The 16,962-nt window shown below is 66.9% G+C and carries 13 protein-coding genes and 1 tRNA gene; 8 read left to right on the top strand and 6 right to left on the bottom strand.

Annotation, left to right across the window (positions count from 1 at the left end; all coding sequences use genetic code 11):
- Nucleotides 1-66: 66 nt before the first annotated feature.
- Together glmU and ACWW36_RS02215 are read right to left on the bottom strand one after the other, a co-directional pair.
- Nucleotides 67-1,542, bottom strand: a complete 1,476-nt coding sequence (gene glmU / locus ACWW36_RS02220) for a bifunctional UDP-N-acetylglucosamine diphosphorylase/glucosamine-1-phosphate N-acetyltransferase GlmU (RefSeq protein WP_456139984.1) — start codon at nucleotides 1,540-1,542, stop codon at nucleotides 67-69.
- Nucleotides 1,543-1,546: 4 nt separating this feature from the next.
- A tRNA-Gln gene (locus tag ACWW36_RS02215) sits at nucleotides 1,547-1,618 on the bottom strand.
- 174 nt (nucleotides 1,619-1,792) lie between these two features.
- Between ACWW36_RS02215 and ACWW36_RS02210 the strand changes: the two genes are divergently transcribed.
- The 3 genes from ACWW36_RS02210 to ACWW36_RS02200 are packed head-to-tail and all read left to right on the top strand — an operon-like array spanning nucleotide 1,793 to nucleotide 7,215.
- Nucleotides 1,793-2,398, top strand: a complete 606-nt coding sequence (locus ACWW36_RS02210; RefSeq protein ID WP_456142339.1) for a TetR/AcrR family transcriptional regulator — start codon at nucleotides 1,793-1,795, stop codon at nucleotides 2,396-2,398.
- Between the two features lie 48 nt (nucleotides 2,399-2,446).
- Entirely contained in the window at nucleotides 2,447-6,106 is a 3,660-nt protein-coding gene (gene mfd / locus ACWW36_RS02205; protein WP_456139983.1) for a transcription-repair coupling factor, read from the top strand.
- Entirely contained in the window at nucleotides 6,103-7,215 is a 1,113-nt protein-coding gene (locus tag ACWW36_RS02200; protein WP_456139982.1) for a nucleoside triphosphate pyrophosphohydrolase, read from the top strand. The genes mfd and ACWW36_RS02200 overlap by 4 nt, the downstream gene beginning before the upstream one ends.
- A gap of 293 nt (nucleotides 7,216-7,508) precedes the next feature.
- Here ACWW36_RS02200 and efeB read toward each other — a convergent pair whose 3' ends face one another.
- From efeB to efeU, 3 genes are read right to left on the bottom strand one after another with little or no spacing between them, the layout of a single operon-like run.
- On the bottom strand, nucleotides 7,509-8,822 hold the full coding sequence (gene efeB / locus ACWW36_RS02195) for an iron uptake transporter deferrochelatase/peroxidase subunit (RefSeq protein WP_456139981.1): 1,314 nt from the start codon (nucleotides 8,820-8,822) through the stop codon (nucleotides 7,509-7,511).
- Nucleotides 8,803-9,957, bottom strand: a complete 1,155-nt coding sequence (efeO, locus tag ACWW36_RS02190) for an iron uptake system protein EfeO (protein WP_456139980.1) — start codon at nucleotides 9,955-9,957, stop codon at nucleotides 8,803-8,805. Before efeO ends, efeB begins: the two co-directional genes overlap by 20 nt.
- Complete coding sequence (efeU, locus tag ACWW36_RS02185) at nucleotides 9,954-10,868, bottom strand: iron uptake transporter permease EfeU (protein ID WP_456139979.1); 915 nt, start codon at nucleotides 10,866-10,868, stop codon at nucleotides 9,954-9,956. The genes efeO and efeU overlap by 4 nt, the downstream gene beginning before the upstream one ends.
- 172 nt (nucleotides 10,869-11,040) lie before the next feature.
- Here efeU and ACWW36_RS02180 point away from each other — a divergent pair, with 172 nt between their 5' ends.
- From ACWW36_RS02180 to ACWW36_RS02160, 5 genes are all read left to right on the top strand, one after another.
- Nucleotides 11,041-11,772, top strand: a complete 732-nt coding sequence (locus ACWW36_RS02180; protein WP_456139978.1) for a lytic transglycosylase domain-containing protein — start codon at nucleotides 11,041-11,043, stop codon at nucleotides 11,770-11,772.
- A gap of 78 nt (nucleotides 11,773-11,850) precedes the next feature.
- On the top strand, nucleotides 11,851-13,140 hold the full coding sequence (gene eno, locus ACWW36_RS02175) for a phosphopyruvate hydratase (protein WP_456139977.1): 1,290 nt from the start codon (nucleotides 11,851-11,853) through the stop codon (nucleotides 13,138-13,140).
- A 3-nt stretch (nucleotides 13,141-13,143) separates the two neighbouring features.
- Nucleotides 13,144-13,767: an FtsB family cell division protein gene (locus ACWW36_RS02170; protein WP_456139976.1), complete on the top strand. Its 624-nt coding sequence runs from the start codon at nucleotides 13,144-13,146 to the stop codon at nucleotides 13,765-13,767.
- Nucleotides 13,760-14,251 carry a DUF501 domain-containing protein gene (locus ACWW36_RS02165; protein WP_456139975.1) on the top strand — a complete coding sequence of 164 codons (492 nt, stop codon included), beginning with the start codon at nucleotides 13,760-13,762 and terminating at the stop codon, nucleotides 14,249-14,251. Before ACWW36_RS02170 ends, ACWW36_RS02165 begins: the two co-directional genes overlap by 8 nt.
- Nucleotides 14,248-15,186, top strand: coding sequence for a Ppx/GppA phosphatase family protein (locus ACWW36_RS02160; RefSeq protein WP_456139974.1), 939 nt, complete (start codon nucleotides 14,248-14,250; stop codon nucleotides 15,184-15,186). The genes ACWW36_RS02165 and ACWW36_RS02160 overlap by 4 nt, the downstream gene beginning before the upstream one ends.
- 8 nt (nucleotides 15,187-15,194) lie before the next feature.
- Here ACWW36_RS02160 and ctaD read toward each other — a convergent pair whose 3' ends face one another.
- Nucleotides 15,195-16,925, bottom strand: a complete 1,731-nt coding sequence (gene ctaD, locus ACWW36_RS02155; RefSeq protein ID WP_456139973.1) for an aa3-type cytochrome oxidase subunit I — start codon at nucleotides 16,923-16,925, stop codon at nucleotides 15,195-15,197.
- Nucleotides 16,926-16,962 lie beyond the last annotated feature (37 nt).

The following is a 16,962-nucleotide window of genomic DNA, read 5'->3' as shown; positions in this document are numbered from 1 at the left end:
CATTGCTCGGGGATCGATACGGCCTAATCGTACGGGTAGCCGGAATGCCAACAACGGGCAACCGGCTCACGACTTGCGATCGTCGCCGGAGTCGTCTTGTTCGCCGGAGGCGCGGCGGGCTGCCTTATCGGCTTCGGAGCCGGGCCGCTTGCGCGACACCCAGCCCTCGATGTTGCGCTGCGGGCCCGCCGAAATTGCCAGCGCGCCCGGCGGCACGTCTTCGCGCACGACCGTGCCCGCGCCGGTGTACGCGCCGTCGCCGACGTTGACCGGCGCGACGAACATCGTGTCGGACCCGGTGCGCACATGCGAGCCGATCGTGGTGCGGTTCTTGTTTTCTCCGTCGTAGTTGACGAACACGCTCGACGCGCCGATGTTGCTGTGCTCGCCGATGTCGGCGTCGCCGACGTAGGTCAGGTGCGGCACCTTGGTGCCGGCGCCGATGGTGGAGTTCTTCGTCTCGACGAACGCGCCGAGCTTGCCGTCTGCGCCCAGCACGGTGCCCGGCCGCAAATAGGCGAACGGTCCGACGGCCGCGCCGTCGCCGATCGTCGACTGGCCGCCGTGGGTTCGGACAACGGCGGCCTTGTCTCCGACGACGACGTCGGTCAGCGTGGTGTCCGGCCCGATCTGGCAGAGCCCGCCGATCCGCGTGGTGCCCAGCAGCTGCGTGCCGGGGTGGATGACGGTGTCGCGGCCGATGGTCACGTCGACGTCGATCCAGGTGGTCGCCGGGTCGACGATCGTGACACCGGCGCGTTGATGCGCGGCGACGATGCGGCGGTTCAGTTCGGCGCCCAGCTCGGCCAGCTGGACGCGGTCGTTCACACCGGCGACCAGTGCGGAGTCGTCGATGTGATGGGCGCGAACGATGTGGCCGTCCGAACGCACGATCGCGATCACGTCGGTGAGGTAGAGCTCCTGCTGAGCGTTGTCCGACCGCAGGCGGCTCAGCGCCGAGCGCAGCGCGGCGATGTCGAACGCATAGACGCCGGCGTTGACTTCGGTGATGGCGTGCTGCTGTCGGGTGGCGTCGGCCTGCTCGACGATGCCGATGACGGCGCCGTCCTGGGTGCGCAGGATGCGGCCGTAGCCGGTCGGGTCGGCCAGCGTGGTGGTGAGTACGGTCGCGGCGGCGGGTGCCGCGGCGTGCGTGGCGATGAACTCGGTCAGCGTGTCGGCGTCCAGCAGCGGGACGTCGCCCGACGTCACGACGACGATTCCGGTGAAGTCGTCGGGCAGCGCGGACAGGCCGCATCCCACCGCGTGTCCGGTACCGAGTTGCTCTTCTTGCACGGCGATGTCGATGCCGCGGCCAAGGTCATCGGCCAGCTGCTCGACCGCCGGCGCGACACGTTCGCGGTCCTTGCCGACGACCACGATCAGGTGCTGCGGCGCCACCTTGGCCACCGCGTGCAGGGCATGCGCGAGCATGCTGCGGCCGGCCAGGTTGTGCAGCACCTTCGGGGTGTCTGAGCGCATGCGGGTGCCCGCCCCCGCGGCCAGGACCACGACGGCGGCCTCACCGTGCACGTTGGACATAGAGCTCCGTCGCCAGGACTCGAACCTGAACTATCTGAACCAAAATCAGAGGTGCTGCCGATTACACCACGACGGACTGATCAACTCGTGATGCTAGTCGAATGGGCCGATACGCCCGATACGCCGTTCACTCTGCGCCCAGGGCGCAGAAGTGCGAGTACTCCGCGCCACCACCGCAGAGTCAACGCCGAAAGATACCCTGAACGACGTGGCAGCACCCGACAAGGAAGTGCGCGCACCCCGGGCCAGGATGACCGGCGCCGAGCGGCGCCATCAACTGATCGACGTCGCAAGGACGCTCTTCGCCGAGCGCGGTTATGAGGGAACCTCGATCGAGGAGATCGCGCAGCGGGCCAACGTCTCCAAACCCGTCGTCTACGAGCATTTCGGCGGCAAGGAGGGGCTGTACGCCGTCGTGGTCGACCGCGAGATGTCCGCGCTGCTGGACGGCATCACGTCGTCGCTGACGCGGATGACCAACAACCGGTCCCGGCTGCGCATCGAGCGGGTCGCGCTGGCGCTGCTGACCTACGTCGACGAACGCACCGACGGGTTCCGCATCCTGATCCGCGATTCTCCTGCGGCCATCACCTCGGGCGGCACTTACTCCACCCTGCTCAACGAGGCCGTCAACCAGGTGTCGTCGATCCTGGCCGGCGACTTCTCCCGCCGCGGCCTCGACCCCGACATGGCGCCTCTGTATGCGCAAGCGCTGGTCGGCTCGGTGTCGATGACCGCGCAGTGGTGGCTCGACGTGCGTGAGCCGAAGAAAGAAGTGGTGGCCGCGCATCTGGTGAACCTCTGCTGGAACGGGCTGATGCACCTCGAAGACGACCCGCAGCTGCTCGACGAGTAATTGCCCGCTCCGGCAAGCATTTCGGAGCTTGCATACGATGGACGCATCATGACCGCATCGGGGACCGCCCATGTCCAGACCCCGATCGCGGGGCTGGTTGACCTGGCGCTGCGCGATCCCTCCTTACAAGACGCCGCCCGCCGGGCCGCCGACCGACCCGCCGATCTCGCTCTCATCGGCCCGGCCAGCGCCCGTGTCTTCGCCGCGGCAGCCTTGGCCCAGAACGGCCCGCTGCTCGTCGTCACCGCGACCGGCCGCGAAGCCGACGACCTGACCGCCGAATTGCGCGGCGTGTTCGGTGACGCCGTCGCGATGTTCCCGTCGTGGGAGACCCTGCCGCATGAGCGGCTCTCTCCAGGCGTCGACACCGTCGGCGCGCGGCTGATGCTGCTGCGCCGGCTGACCCACCCCGATGACTCGCGGCTTGGGCCGCCGCTGCGCGTCGTGGTCACCACGACGCGGTCGCTGCTGCAGCCGATGGCACCCGACGTGGCCGACATCGACCCCGTGACGCTGACACTCGGCGCCGAGGCCGAATTCGACGGCGTCATCGCGCGTCTCGTCGACCTGGCCTACACCCGCGTCGACATGGTCGGCAAGCGCGGCGAGTTCGCGGTGCGCGGCGGCATCCTCGACATCTTCCCGCCGACGGCCGAGCATCCCGTGCGCGTCGAGTTCTGGGGCGACGAGATCTCCGAGATGCGGATGTTCTCCGTCGCCGACCAGCGCTCGATCCCCGAGATCGCCGTCGACGATGTCGTTGCCGTGCCGTGCCGCGAGGTGCTTCTCACCGACGACGTCCGCGTCCGGGCCGCGAAGCTCGCCGCCGAGCACCCCGTGGTTGAGAACAGCGTGCCGGGCAGCGTGCCTGACATGCTGGCCAAGCTGGCCGAGGGAATCCCGGTCGATGGCATGGAGGCTCTGCTGCCGCTGCTGCGTCCTACCGACTTGTCGACGCTGTCGGACCACCTGCCCGACGGAACCCCGCTGTTGATCTGCGACCCGGAAAAGGTTCGCACCCGGGCTGCTGACCTGATCAAGACCGGGCGCGAATTCCTCGAAGCCTCGTGGTCGACGGCCGCGGTCGGCGGCGACGTGCCGATCGACATCGAGGCGCTGGGCGCGTCGGGATTCGTCGATCTGGACGACGCGCGCGCCGCGGCCCGCGAGGGCGGGCATCCGTGGTGGACGTTGAGTCAGCTGTCCGACGAGTCGGCCGTCGAGCTGAACATCCGGCCCGCGCCATCGGCACGCGGACAGCAGCACAACATCGACGAGATCTTCGCGATGCTGCGGGCCCACGTCGCGACTGGTGGCTATGCCGCAGTGGTCACCCCTGGCACCGGCACCGCTCATCGCGTCATCGAGCAACTGGGTGAATCAGACACTCCCGCAACCTTTTTGGAGCCGGGCGTGCCTCCGAAGGAGGGCGTCGTCGGTGTGCTGAAGGGCCCGCTGCACGACGGCGTGGTGATCGCGGGCGCCAACCTCGTCGTGATCACCGAAACCGACCTGACCGGCAACCGTGCCACCGCCACTGACGGCAAACGGCTGGCCGCCAAACGCCGCAACGTCGTCGACCCACTTGCGCTCACCGCCGGCGATCTGGTGGTGCACGATCAGCACGGCATCGGCCGCTTCGTCGAGATGACCGAACGTGTCGTCGGCGGCGCCCGCCGCGAATACCTGGTGCTCGAATACGCATCGAGTAAACGAGGCGGCGGCTCGGACCGGCTCTACGTGCCGATGGACTCCCTGGACCAGCTGTCGCGGTATGTCGGCGGCGAAGCGCCGACGTTGAGCCGCTTGGGCGGCAGCGATTGGGCCAACACCAAGACCAAGGCGCGCCGCGCGGTCCGTGAGATCGCCGCCGAGCTGGTGTCGCTGTACGCCAAGCGGCAGGCGTCGGCGGGTCACGCGTTCGGCCCCGACACTCCGTGGCAGGCGGAGATGGAGGACGCGTTCGGCTTCACCGAGACCGTCGACCAGATGACCGCGATCACCGAGGTCAAGTCCGACATGGAAAAGCCGATCCCGATGGACCGGGTGATCTGCGGCGACGTCGGCTACGGCAAGACCGAGATCGCGGTGCGGGCGGCGTTCAAGGCGGTCCAGGACGGCAAGCAGGTCGCGGTGCTGGTGCCGACGACGCTGCTCGCGGACCAGCACCTGCAGACGTTCGGCGAGCGGATGGCGGGCTTCCCGATCACCGTCAAGGGGCTGTCGCGGTTCACGTCTCCGGCCGAATCCAAAGCGGTGCTCGAGGGCATGAAGGACGGGTCGGTCGACATCGTGATCGGCACGCACCGACTGCTGCAGACCGGCGTGACCTGGAAGGACCTCGGCCTGGTCGTGGTCGACGAGGAGCAGCGGTTCGGCGTCGAGCACAAGGAACACATCAAGTCGATGCGCACGCACGTCGACGTGCTGACCATGAGCGCCACCCCAATTCCGCGCACGCTGGAGATGAGCCTGGCAGGCATCCGTGAGATGTCGACGATCCTCACCCCGCCCGAGGAGCGCTACCCCGTGCTGACGTACGTCGGGCCGCACGACGACAAGCAGGTCGCCGCGGCGTTGCGACGGGAGATGCTGCGTGACGGTCAGGTCTTCTACATCCACAACCGGGTGCGCTCCATCGACCAGGCCGCGGCCAAGGTGCGCCAGCTGGTGCCGGAGGCACGCGTAGCCGTCGCGCACGGGCAGATGCCCGAAGATCTCTTGGAGCGCACGGTCGAGGGGTTCTGGAACCGGGAGTTCGACGTTCTGGTGTGCACGACGATCGTCGAGACCGGCCTGGATATTTCGAATGCCAACACGCTGATCGTCGAGCGTGCCGACACGTTCGGTCTCTCGCAGCTACATCAGCTGCGTGGCCGCGTCGGCCGCAGCCGCGAGCGTGGCTATGCCTACTTCCTGTATCCGCCGGAGGTTCCTCTGACGGAGACGGCGTACGACCGGCTTGCGACGATCGCGCAGAACAACGAACTCGGCGCGGGCATGGCCGTCGCGATGAAGGATCTCGAGATCCGCGGCGCGGGAAATGTGCTCGGTGTCGAGCAGTCTGGGCACGTGGCGGGTGTCGGCTTCGATCTGTACGTCAGGCTGGTCGGCGAGGCGGTCGAGGCGTACCGTGCGGCGGCCGACGGGAAAACCGTTCTGGCGCCCGAAGAGCCGAAGGATGTGCGGATCGATTTGCCGGTCGACGCGCATCTGCCACCGGACTACATCGGCAGCGACCGGCTGCGGCTGGAGGCGTACCGCCGGTTGGCGGCCGCGGCCGACGACGCCGCCGTGGACGCCGTCATCGAAGAACTGATCGACCGGTACGGGCCGCTGCCGTCGGCCGCGGAGCGACTGGTTGCGGTGGCGCGGCTGAGGCTGCTGTGCCGCGCGTACGGGATCACCGAGATCAGTGCGATCTCCGAGTCGACGGTGCGACTGTCGCCGCTGGAGCTGGCGGACTCTCAGCAACTGCGGCTCAAGCGGATGTACCCGGGCGCGCACTACCGTGCGACGACGGCGACGGTGCAAGTGCCGATCCCGCGAGCGGGTTCTGGCGTTGGGGCACCACGGATTCGTGATCTTGAACTCGTCGCGATGGTGGCCGGACTGGTACTGGCCCTCGATGGAAAACCGCAGGAAGGTGTTGATATAACGAAGTTCGGAGGAGGGCCGGCCGTGAGTGACAAGCGACAAGCGACATGACCGTCGTCTTGGTCGATCCGCGCCGCCCTTCGCTGGTTCCGGTCGAGGCGATCGATCTGCTGACCGGTGACGTTCAGTACACCGAGGAGATGCCCGTCAAGGTGCCGTGGTCACTGCCCGCGGCACGGCCGGCGTACGACGGTGACGACGCGCCGGTGCTGCTGTCGTCCGACCCTGACCATCCGGCCGTCAAGGCTCGCCTGGAAGCGGGCGATCGCCTGATTTCCGCGCCGGATCCTTCGCCGGGTGAGCGTTTGGTCGACGCGGTCGCAATGATGGACAAGCTGCGCACGTCGGGACCGTGGGAGAGCGAGCAGACGCACGAAACTCTGCGGCGATACCTGCTGGAGGAGACCTACGAGGTTTTCGACGCCGTGCACAGCGGCAACGCCGACGAGTTGCGCGAGGAGCTCGGAGACGTCCTGCTGCAGGTGCTATTTCACGCCCGCATCGCAGAGGACGCACCGCAACACCCGTTCACGATCGACGACGTCGCCGACTCGCTACTGCGAAAGCTCGGGAACAGAGTGCCGGCCGTCCTTGCGGGCGAGCCGATCTCGTTGGACGAGCAGCTCGCTCAGTGGGAAGAACGCAAGGCCTTGGAAAAGTCGCGTAACTCGTCGATGGACGATGTGCCGACCGCGCAGCCGGCATTGGCGTTGGCGCAGAAGGTTCTCGAGCGGGTGTCGGCTGCGGGGCTGCCCGCCGAGCTAGTCCCGGAGCAGCTCACCTCGGTCACCGTCGGTGCGAATGTCGACGCCGAAAACTTTTTGCGGTCATCGGTTTTGGAGTTCATGGACACGGTGCGTCGCGTCGAGCACGCGATCGCGGCGGGCCGTCGTGGCGAGGATGTCCCGGAGGAGCTGGACGTCGCGCAGCTCGGCCAGGTCACCGAGGAGGAGTGGCGGGCCTATTGGCCGTCGGCCGAAGACACCGAGCCTGCGCCGGATCGCATCCCGGAGCCCTCGCCGGCGGAGGTACCCGAGCCGGGGCCGGTTGAGGTGCCTGAGCCGTCACCGGTCGACGTTCCCGAGCCGTCGCCCTCCGATGAAGCGCCGGCCGAGGCTTCCGAGGACAGCGACGCTTCCGAGGAGAAGTTCACCGCGTAGGCGGTGACAAGGCACACCCACTGTCTGCCCGGCTAGCGGCGACAAAGTCGCCGATGACGACATTGTCGCCGCGAGGCGGGCACTGAGCGTGTATGGGGCCGGACGGGTACATCTTTCATTGCCGGGCTATCAGCGACAAAGTCGCTCGGAGGCGGGCAGAAAGCCGATGTGGGGGCAGGGCAGCGCCGCCGCTTGGGTACATACCTGTTCGCGCCCGGCTAGCGGCGACAAAGTCGCCGATGACGACATTGTCGCCGCGAGGCGGGCACTGAGCGCGTATGGGGCCGGACCTCTCACCCGAACAGCGTCGAACCCCAATAGGCCGACGAGTCGCCCTCGCGCAGCCCCGGCGGGCAGGCGAACACCCCCGTACCGGTGTGGGTGATGTATTCGTTCAGCGCATCCCTGCTCGACATCTGCGCCTGCACCGGAATGAAATTCGTGCTCGGGTTGCGCACGAACGCGATGAAGAACAACCCGGCATCGAGGTGCCCGAAGCCGTCGGACCCGTCGGTGAAGTTGTAGCCGCGGCGCAGCATCTTCACCCCGCCGACGTGCTCCGGCTTGACCAGTCGTACGTGCGCGTCGACATCGATCAACGGATTGCCCTTGGCGTCCTTGCTGTCGAAATCGAGCTCCTCGAACTCGTCGCTGTAGCCGTTCGGCGCTCCGCTGCCCTTCTGCCGGCCGATCACCCGTTCCTGCTCGAGAAGCGTTGTGCGGTCCCAGGCTTCGATGCGCATCCGGATGCGTCGTGTCACCAGGTACGTGCCGCCGGCCAGCCAGTCCGGCCCGTCACCGCGAGCCACCCACACGTTGCGGTCCAGGTCGCCTACGTCCTCGGCCTTGAGGTTGTTGGTTCCGTCCTTGAACCCCATCAGGTTTCGCGGCGTCACCTGCTCGCGCGTGGTCGACGACGTCCGCCCGAAGCCCAACTGCGAATACTTCACCGCGACAGTGCCGAACCCGACGCGCGCCAGGTTGCGGATGGCGTGCACGGCGACCTGCGGGTCGTTCGCACACGCCTGCACGACGATGTCGCCGCCGCACTTCGCCGGGTCCATCGTCTCGTTCGGGAACTTCGGAAGATCGGCAAGCCCAGCCGGACGCTGGGAAGCGATGCCAAACCGGTCCTTGCCGTCCTTGGTGAAGAACGACGGCCCGAAACCGATCGTCAAGGTCAGCTGCGATGCGGGCAGCCCGAGCGCTTCACCCGTATCTTCTGGCGGCGCATGGGGATTGCCGCCGACGGCACCGTCGGGCACCGCATCGTGACCCTGCGTCATCCGCTCGGCCATCTGTGTCCACTGCTTCAACAGTGCGATGACGTCGTCGCGTTTGTCCGTCGTGACGTCGAACGCGCACAAGTGCATGCGGTCCTGCTGCGGGGTGATGATGCCTGCCTGGCGCTCACCACGGAACGGAATCGGTTGGTGCAGCCCGCTGAAATCGGTGCTGGCCGCCGACGCCCGGCCCGCCAATGCACCGGCGCCCGCCGCGCCGACAACCGCGGCGGTCATTCCCGCCGCGCCGAACAGCTTGCGTCGGGAGAGGCCTCCGCGCGGCGGATCCGGTTCCGTCACAGGATCATTGGGGAGCGATGACACCCTGCACCTGACTGACCTCCTTGGACAGGGCGTCGATAGCTCGCGACAGCTCCTGACGCTGCGGCTCGGTCACCTTGTCGTAGGACACGAAACCGTCGCCCTGACGGTACTTTTCGAGCAGCGCCTCGACCTCGGCGAACCGCTGGTCCACCTTCTTGCCGAGTTCGACGTTGCGCTCATCGAGAATCGGCCGCACCGAGGCGACGGCCGTCTGCGAGCCCTCGACGTTGGCCTTGAAGTCCCACAGGTCGGTGTGGCTGAAGATGTCCTCTTCGCCGCTGATCTTGCTGGACGAGACCTCGTCGAGCAGACCCTGTGCGCCGCCTGCGATCTGCGTCGAGTCGATCTTGTAGTCGGCGGCCTTCACGCCGTCGTTGAGTTCCTTGACATCGGCCATCAACTGGTCGGCCATCGCATTGCTGTCGGGCTGCGGCCCCGTGACCCACAGGTCCTTTTCCAACCGGTGGAAACCGGTCCACTTCTGCCCGGGTTCCAAGTCAGCCTCGCGCAGGTCGATTCGGGGATCGAGGTCATTGGGGAACGACTCGGCCACCGGCTCAATGCGCTCGTAATAGGTGCGGGCGATCGGATACTGCGCCTTGGCGCCGGCGACGTCGCCCTTCTTGACGGCATCGACGAACAGCTGGGTCGCCGCGATAAGCGCGTCGGTCTGGCTGTTCACGTAGCGCTTGTAACTGTCGGACGCCTCTTTGAACTTGCCCTCGTCGTCGACCTTCACGGCTTCGCCGGTGACCTTGAAATCCGAGCGGATGCCGTCGCCGACCATGCCCGGCTTGCAGGCGGTCTGATAGGTGCCCGGCTCGGACAGCTGCACGATCAGCTTGCGCTGCAGTCCGGGGGAGATGTTCTCCACCTCGCCCATCACCCGCTCGCCCTCGCCGTAGACGTAGAACTCCGTCACCTTGGTGCCGTTGTTGGTGATCACGAAAGTGCTTGGCCCCGTCGAGCTTTCGGCGCCCGACAGCTCGCATGCGCTATCCGATGCAGTGACGGTGATTTCCGACGGGCCGCCCTTGCTTTCGCCCGCGGACTTGTCTTCTTTGGCCTGGCAGCTCGTCAGTGCAAGCGCGGCCAGCGCGGCCGTCAGCGCGGCGAGCGAGGTCTGGAACTTCACGTAGTGGACCTTTCGGGTGTTGGGGTGGGTTCGGGCGAAGTCTCGGGTTTGGCAGGCATTTTGGGCGGGCGCACGAAGATCGCCAGCACGATGACGAGATACGCGAGCCATACCGTCAGCTGCAGCACGGTTGGGGTGGGGGTGACGTTGAAGACGCCCTGGATGATTTCGCCGTACCAGGACGACCAGTTGAACCACGCACTGAGGTCGAACGCCTTGCTGCCCAGGCCCGGCAGCCAGCCGACGGTCTGCAGCGCGCCGACGCCGTACGACAGGATCCCGGCCGCGACGACGATCAGGAAGATCCCCGTGTAGGAGAAGAACTTGCTCAAGTTGATGCGCACCGCGCCGATGTACATGCCGTAGGCAATCGCCGCCGCCAGAAGTACGCCGATCACCAAACCGGCCAGCGGCCAAGCGGTTTCGGCCTCGGCGTAGCCGACCATGAACAGCGCGGTCTCCACACCCTCACGGCCGACGGCAAGGAATGCCAGCGCCAGCACGGCCAGCGAGCCCGTCTCGAGCGCACGCGCCATGCCGGTGCGCAACTCGCCCGACAGCCCCGCGGACGCTCTCCTCATCCAGAGCACCATCGTCGTGACGATCGCGACGGCGACCAGAGACGCGATGCCGGCGATGGCTTCGGCACCGAGTCCGCTGATCGTGTAGGCCGAAAATTGAATCGTGACGAACACCGCGACGGTCATCACGATTGCTGCTGCGACCCCGAGCCACACCCACTTGAGTGCGTCGCGGCGCTGCGCCTTGACCAGAAACGCCACCAGGATCGTGACGACGATGGCCGCCTCGAGTCCCTCCCGCAGACCGATCAAACCGCTTCCGAACAGCTGCGACGTCAGGTTGGGTGCAGCGGCCAGAATGCTGACCCCGAAGTCCGTACCGGCTGTCATAAACGTGTCCTCGCTACGCCAGATCCGCATGCTTAACTTTGGCTTGCCAAAGCAAGGTGTGGCTCACCTTAGCAGTGCTTGGCTCGGCACGGTACACGCCCACCGGGCGGTGCCGAGCATCTCGAAACCCGTGGGACGATGGCAGTGACCAGAGTGGGTTTGAGGGAGTCCGGTGTCGCCAGTGCGTTGGCTGCGGGCTGTCGCGGTAATAGCAGCGACAGCGCTGCTGATGGCTTCGAGTTGTTCGTGGCAGCTGGGCACTCCCATCCCCGACGGCGTGCCGCCATCTGCGGGTGATCCGGTACCGAAGATCGACACCCACGCCAAGGGCAGACCCGCCGATCAGTTGCACGAATGGGCGGCAGAACGCGCACCCGCACTCGGCATGCCGGTCGAGGCGCTCGAGGCCTACGCCTACGCCGCCCGCGTCGCCGAGGTGGAGAACCCCGACTGCCATCTCGCCTGGACGACCCTGGCCGGTATCGGCCAGGTGGAAAGCCACCACGGCACCTACCGTGGGGCCCGCATCGGCCCGACCGGCGATGTCACGCCGCCCATTCGTGGAGTTCGCCTGGACGGGACGAACGGCAACCTGGAGATCGTCGACAACGACGGCGGCCACGTCGACGGCGACCCGCAGTACGCCCGCGCGATGGGGCCGATGCAGTTCATCCCCGAGACCTGGCGGCTCTACGGCGTCGACGCCAACAACGACGGCATCATCAGCCCGGACAATTTCGACGATGCGGCGCTGTCGGCGGCGGGTTATCTGTGCTGGCGCGGAAAAGACCTGGCCACGCCGCGCGGCTGGATGAACGCACTGCGCGCCTACAACCTGTCCGACCAGTACGCCCGCACTGTGCGGGACTGGGCGACGGCCTACGCCGACGGACACCCCCTCTAGCCACGCCCGTCGCCATCCCACGCTCTAGGCTCAACCGAGACCGTCACAGCCCGTTCAGTCCAGACCAAGGAGGCGCCAGTGCCCATCATCGAGCAGGTCGGAGCCCGAGAGATCCTCGACTCGCGTGGTAACCCGACGGTCGAGGTCGAGGTGGCCCTGCTGGACGGCACGTTCGCCCGCGCCGCAGTGCCGTCGGGCGCATCCACCGGCGAGCACGAGGCCGTAGAGCTGCGCGACGGGGGCGCCCGCTACGGCGGCAAGGGTGTCGAGAAGGCGGTACAGGCCGTGCTCGACGAGATCGCGCCGGCTGTCATCGGGCTCAGCGCCGACGATCAGCGGCTGGTCGATCAGGCGTTGGTCGACCTCGACGGCACCCCGGACAAGTCACGGCTGGGCGCCAACGCGATCCTCGGTGTTTCGCTCGCGGTGGCCAAGGGCGCCGCGGAGTCGGCGGCGTTGCCGTTGTTCCGCTACCTCGGGGGACCGAACGCCCACATCTTGCCGGTGCCGATGTTGAACATCCTCAACGGCGGCGCGCACGCCGACACCGGCGTCGACGTGCAGGAGTTCATGGTCGCGCCGATCGGTGCGCCGAACTTCAAGGAGTCGCTGCGCTGGGGCGCCGAGGTATATCACTCGCTGAAGGCGGTGCTCAAGAAGCAGGGGCTGGCCACCGGGCTCGGCGACGAAGGCGGTTTCGCGCCCGACGTCGCAGGCACCAAGGCCGCATTGGATCTGATCCTGAGCGCCATCGAGGCCACCGGCTTGAAGCCGGGCTCCGACGTTGCGCTGGCCCTCGACGTGGCCGCCACCGAATTCTTCACCGCGGGAACCGGTTACAGCTTCGAGAAGGAGACCCGCACCGCCGAGCAGATGTCGGAGTTCTACGCCGGGTTGATCGACTCGTACCCGCTGGTGTCGATCGAAGACCCGCTCTCGGAGGACGACTGGGACGGCTGGGTGGCGCTGACGACGGCCATCGGCGATCGCGTCCAGCTGGTGGGCGACGACTTGTTCGTGACCAACCCCGAACGTCTCGAGGAGGGCATCGACAAGGGCGCCGCCAACGCTCTTTTGGTGAAGGTCAACCAAATCGGCACGCTGACCGAGACGCTCGACGCGGTGGCCCTTGCACACTCCAGCGGCTATCGCACGATGATGAGCCACCGCAGCGGCGAGACCGAGGACACCACAATCGCCGACCTCGCGGTCGCGGTGGGCAGCGGGCAGATCAAGACCGGCGCACCGGCCCGCAGCGAGCGTGTCGCCAAGTACAACCAGCTGCTGCGCATCGAGGAGACGCTCGGTGACGCCGCCCGCTATGCGGGCGACCTGGCGTTCCCGCGCTTTTCGGTGGAGGCCAAATAGCCTGTGCCCGAAGCGAAACGGCCCGATCCGAAGCGACGGTCCCCGGCGCCCCGGCCGCGAGGAGCGGCACCGACGCGCCGGAAACCGCGCGCGGCCGAATCGCGGTCTGCTCAGGAGGCTCCACCGCAGGAGGTCATCCGCGAATCGATCGTGGTGTCCGCCGAGCAGCAATCGGAACAGCGCTTCGGCTCGGCCGCGCGGCGGGCCGCGATCCTTGCCGCCGTCATCTGCGTGCTGACCCTGACCATCGCGGGACCGGTGCGAACGTATTTCGCGCAGCGTACGGAGATGAAGCAGCTGGAGGCCACCGAGGCGCAACTGCGTACGCAGATCGCCGATTTGGAACAGCAGAAGGTCAAACTCGGCGATCCGGTGTTCATCGCGGCGCAGGCACGGGAGCGGCTGGGATTCGTGATGCCCGGCGACATTCCGTATCAAGTCCAGCTGCCGCCGGGGGCCGCCGCACCCGGGACGCCAGGCGCCGACGCGCCGGCGAAGAACCCCGACGAGCCGTGGTACACGTCGCTGTGGCACACGATCGCCGATGCACCGCATGGCGTTTCACCGATCGTCACGCCCGACGCGCCGCCCGCTGCGCCGCCCACCGCGCCCCCTCCCGGTGGTTGACGCGGCCGATCTGGACGCCGTGGCGCGACAATTGGGTCGCGAGCCCCGCGGCGTGCTCGAGATCGCCTACCGATGCCCGAACGGCGAACCCGGCGTCGTCAAGACAGCGCCGAGACTGCCTGATGGAACACCGTTTCCGACGCTGTACTACCTGACGCATCCGGTGCTGACCGCCGCGGCCAGCAGGCTGGAGTCCGAAGGTTTGATGCGCGAGATGAGTGAACGGCTAAGCCAGGATCCGGAGCTGGCGGCCGCGTACCGACGGGCGCACGAGTCGTATCTGGCCGAGCGCGACGCGATAGAGTCGCTTGGCACAACGTTTTCCGGTGGTGGTATGCCCGACCGGGTCAAGTGCCTGCATGTGTTGATCGCGCATTCGTTGGCCAAGGGGCCCGGGGTGAATCCGTTCGGCGACGAGGCGCTGGCGATATTGGCCGGCGAGCCGGCGATGGCCGGCATCTTGGACGGGAAGAGGTGGACGTGAATCGCGTCGGCGCCGTTGACTGTGGCACGAACTCGATCCGGTTGTTGATCGCCGACGTGGCCGACGGCAGGCTGCGCGACGTGCATCGCGAGATGCGCATCGTCCGATTGGGCCAAGGAGTCGACGCCACAGGGCAATTCGCGCCTGATGCGCTGGCACGGACGAAGGCGGCGCTGAGCGATTACGCCGAGTTGATGCGCAGCTATGAGGTGTCCAAGGTACGGATGGTCGCGACGTCGGCCGCCAGGGACGCGGGCAATCGCGACGAGTTCTTCGCGATGACGGCCGACGTGCTCGGCAGGGTCGTGCCGGGCGCGGTGGCCGAGGTGATCACCGGCACCGAGGAGGCGGCGCTGTCGTTCCACGGCGCGGTCGACGAATTAGACCCCTCCTCAGCGCCTTTCGTGGTGGTCGACCTCGGCGGCGGCTCAACCGAAGTGGTGCTCGGCGAGCGCGATGTGCAGGCCAGCTTCTCCGCTGACATCGGCTGTGTGCGGTTGACCGAGCGATGTCTGCATTCCGACCCGCCGACGGCCGTCGAAATCGCCGCAGCGCGGGAGGTGGTCCGCGAAGCGCTGGGGGAGGCGCTGCGGGCGGTGCCCGTCGAGCGCGCGCGCACCTGGGTCGGGGTGGCCGGCACGATGACCACGATTTCGGCTCTGGCACAACAGATGACGATCTACGACTCGGAGGCCATTCACTTGTCGCGCGTCGGTTTCGGCGACCTGCTGCGGGTGTGCGACGAGTTGATCGGGATGACGCGTCAACAGCGCGCTGCGCTCGGCCCCATGCACGAGGGCCGTGTCGACGTCATCGGCGGCGGCGCCATCGTCGTCGAGGAACTGGCGTACGCGCTTGGCCAGCGGGCCGGGATCGACGAGCTTGTGGTCAGCGAGCACGACATCCTCGACGGCATCGCGCTGTCCATCGCCTGAGGCTGCGCTCAGCCGCTAGTGCTGTCCGCGGGTGTCGCCGTCTCGGTGGGGTGGCGGCCGACGTGGGCTTCGGCGCGCATGCGGTCGATCATCCACGGGTAGTGCAGTTCGAATGCGGGGCGCTCCGAGCGGATGCGTGGCAGTTCGGTGAAGTTGTGCCGCGGCGGCGGGCAGCTGGTGGCCCACTCCAGCGAATTGCCATACCCCCATGGGTCATCCACGGTGACGGGTTCGCCGTACCGCCAGCTCTTGAACACATTCCAGGTGAACGGCAGCACCGAGATGCCGAGAATGAACGCACCGATGGTGGACAGCACGTTGAGCCCTTGGAATCCGTCGGTAGGCAGGTAGTCGGCGTAGCGGCGCGGCATACCTTCGTCGCCGAGCCAGTGCTGGACCAGGAACGTGGTGTGGAAGCCGATGAACGTCAGCCAGAAGTGCAGCTTGCCCAGCCGCTCGTCGAGCAGACGGCCCGTCATCTTCGGGAACCAGAAATACACGCCGGCGTAGGTGGCGAACACGATCGTGCCGAACAGCACGTAATGGAAGTGCGCCACAACGAAATACGAGTCGGTGAAATGGAAGTCCAGCGGCGGGCTGGCCAGCATGACGCCGGTGAGCCCGCCGGCCAGGAACGTGACCAGGAACCCGACCGCGAACAACATCGGTGACTCGAAGGTCAACTGACCCTTCCACATCGTGCCGATCCAGTTGAAGAACTTGATCCCCGTCGGCACCGCAATCAAATAGGTCATGAAGGAAAAGAACGGCAACAGCACCGCGCCGGTGGCGAACATGTGGTGCGCCCACACCGCCATGGACAGCGCCGCGATGCTCAAGGTGGCATAAACCAGCGTGGTGTAGCCGAACAGCGGCTTGCGGGCGAAAACTGGGATGACCTCGGTGATGATGCCGAAGAACGGCAGCGCGATGACGTAAACCTCGGGGTGGCCGAAGAACCAGAACAGGTGCTGCCAGAGAATCGGTCCCCCGTTGGCCGGATCGTAGATGTGCGCGCCGAGGCGGCGGTCCGCCTCGAGCCCGAACAGCGCGGCGGTGAGCAGCGGGAAGATCATCAGCACCAGGATGCTGGTGACCATGATGTTCCAGGTGAGGATCGGCATCCGGAACATGGTCATGCCGGGTGCGCGCATGCACACCACCGTGGTGATCATGTTGACCCCACCGAGAATCGTGCCCAGGCCGCCGACGCCCAGCCCAAGAATCCACAAGTCCCCGCCGACGCCGGGGCTGTGAAGCGCATCCGACAACGGCGCGTAGGCGGTCCAGCCGAAATCAGCGGCGCCGCCGGGGGTGAGGAAGCCCGACAGGGCGATCATCGCACCGAAGACGAAGAGCCAGAACGACAACGCGTTGAGGCGCGGGAAGGCGACGTCGGGCGCGCCGATCTGCAGCGGCAACACGATGTTGGCGAAGCCGAACACGACCGGGGTCGCGTAGAACAGCAGCATCGCCGTGCCGTGCATGGTGAACAGCTGGTTGTACTGCTCGTTGCTCAGGAACTGCAGGCCCGGTACCGCGAGCTCCGCGCGGATGAACAGCGCCATCAGGCCGCCGATGAAGAAGAAGATGAAGCAGGCGACCATGTACATGATGCCGATCAGTTTGTGATCGGTCGTCGTCACCAACTTGTAGATCAGGTGGCCCTTCGGACCCATCCGGGCCGGGAACGGCCGGCGGGGTTCAAGTCCTTGTAACGGGGGCGCTTCGGCGGTCATCGGGCCTCCAGACCTACGAGAGATTTCGCCTTGGTCG

The organism is Mycobacterium sp. MMS18-G62 (genome assembly GCF_053877835.1).
Note: the sequence above shows the minus strand (reverse complement) of the source record. Positions and strands in the feature narration are given on the sequence as shown.

What these genes read in the sequence shown, in the direction of transcription:
- ACWW36_RS02200 (WP_456139982.1), top strand. Translation starts at nt 6,103, where the DNA reads ATGACCGTCGTCTTGGTCGATCCGCGCCGCCCTTCGCTGGTTCCGGTC.
- glmU (WP_456139984.1), bottom strand. Translation starts at nt 1,542, where the DNA reads ATGTCCAACGTGCACGGTGAGGCCGCCGTCGTGGTCCTGGCCGCGGGG.
- mfd (WP_456139983.1), top strand. Translation starts at nt 2,447, where the DNA reads ATGACCGCATCGGGGACCGCCCATGTCCAGACCCCGATCGCGGGGCTG.
- ctaD (WP_456139973.1), bottom strand. Translation starts at nt 16,925, where the DNA reads ATGACCGCCGAAGCGCCCCCGTTACAAGGACTTGAACCCCGCCGGCCG.
- ACWW36_RS02210 (WP_456142339.1), top strand. Translation starts at nt 1,793, where the DNA reads ATGACCGGCGCCGAGCGGCGCCATCAACTGATCGACGTCGCAAGGACG.
- efeU (WP_456139979.1), bottom strand. Translation starts at nt 10,868, where the DNA reads ATGACAGCCGGTACGGACTTCGGGGTCAGCATTCTGGCCGCTGCACCC.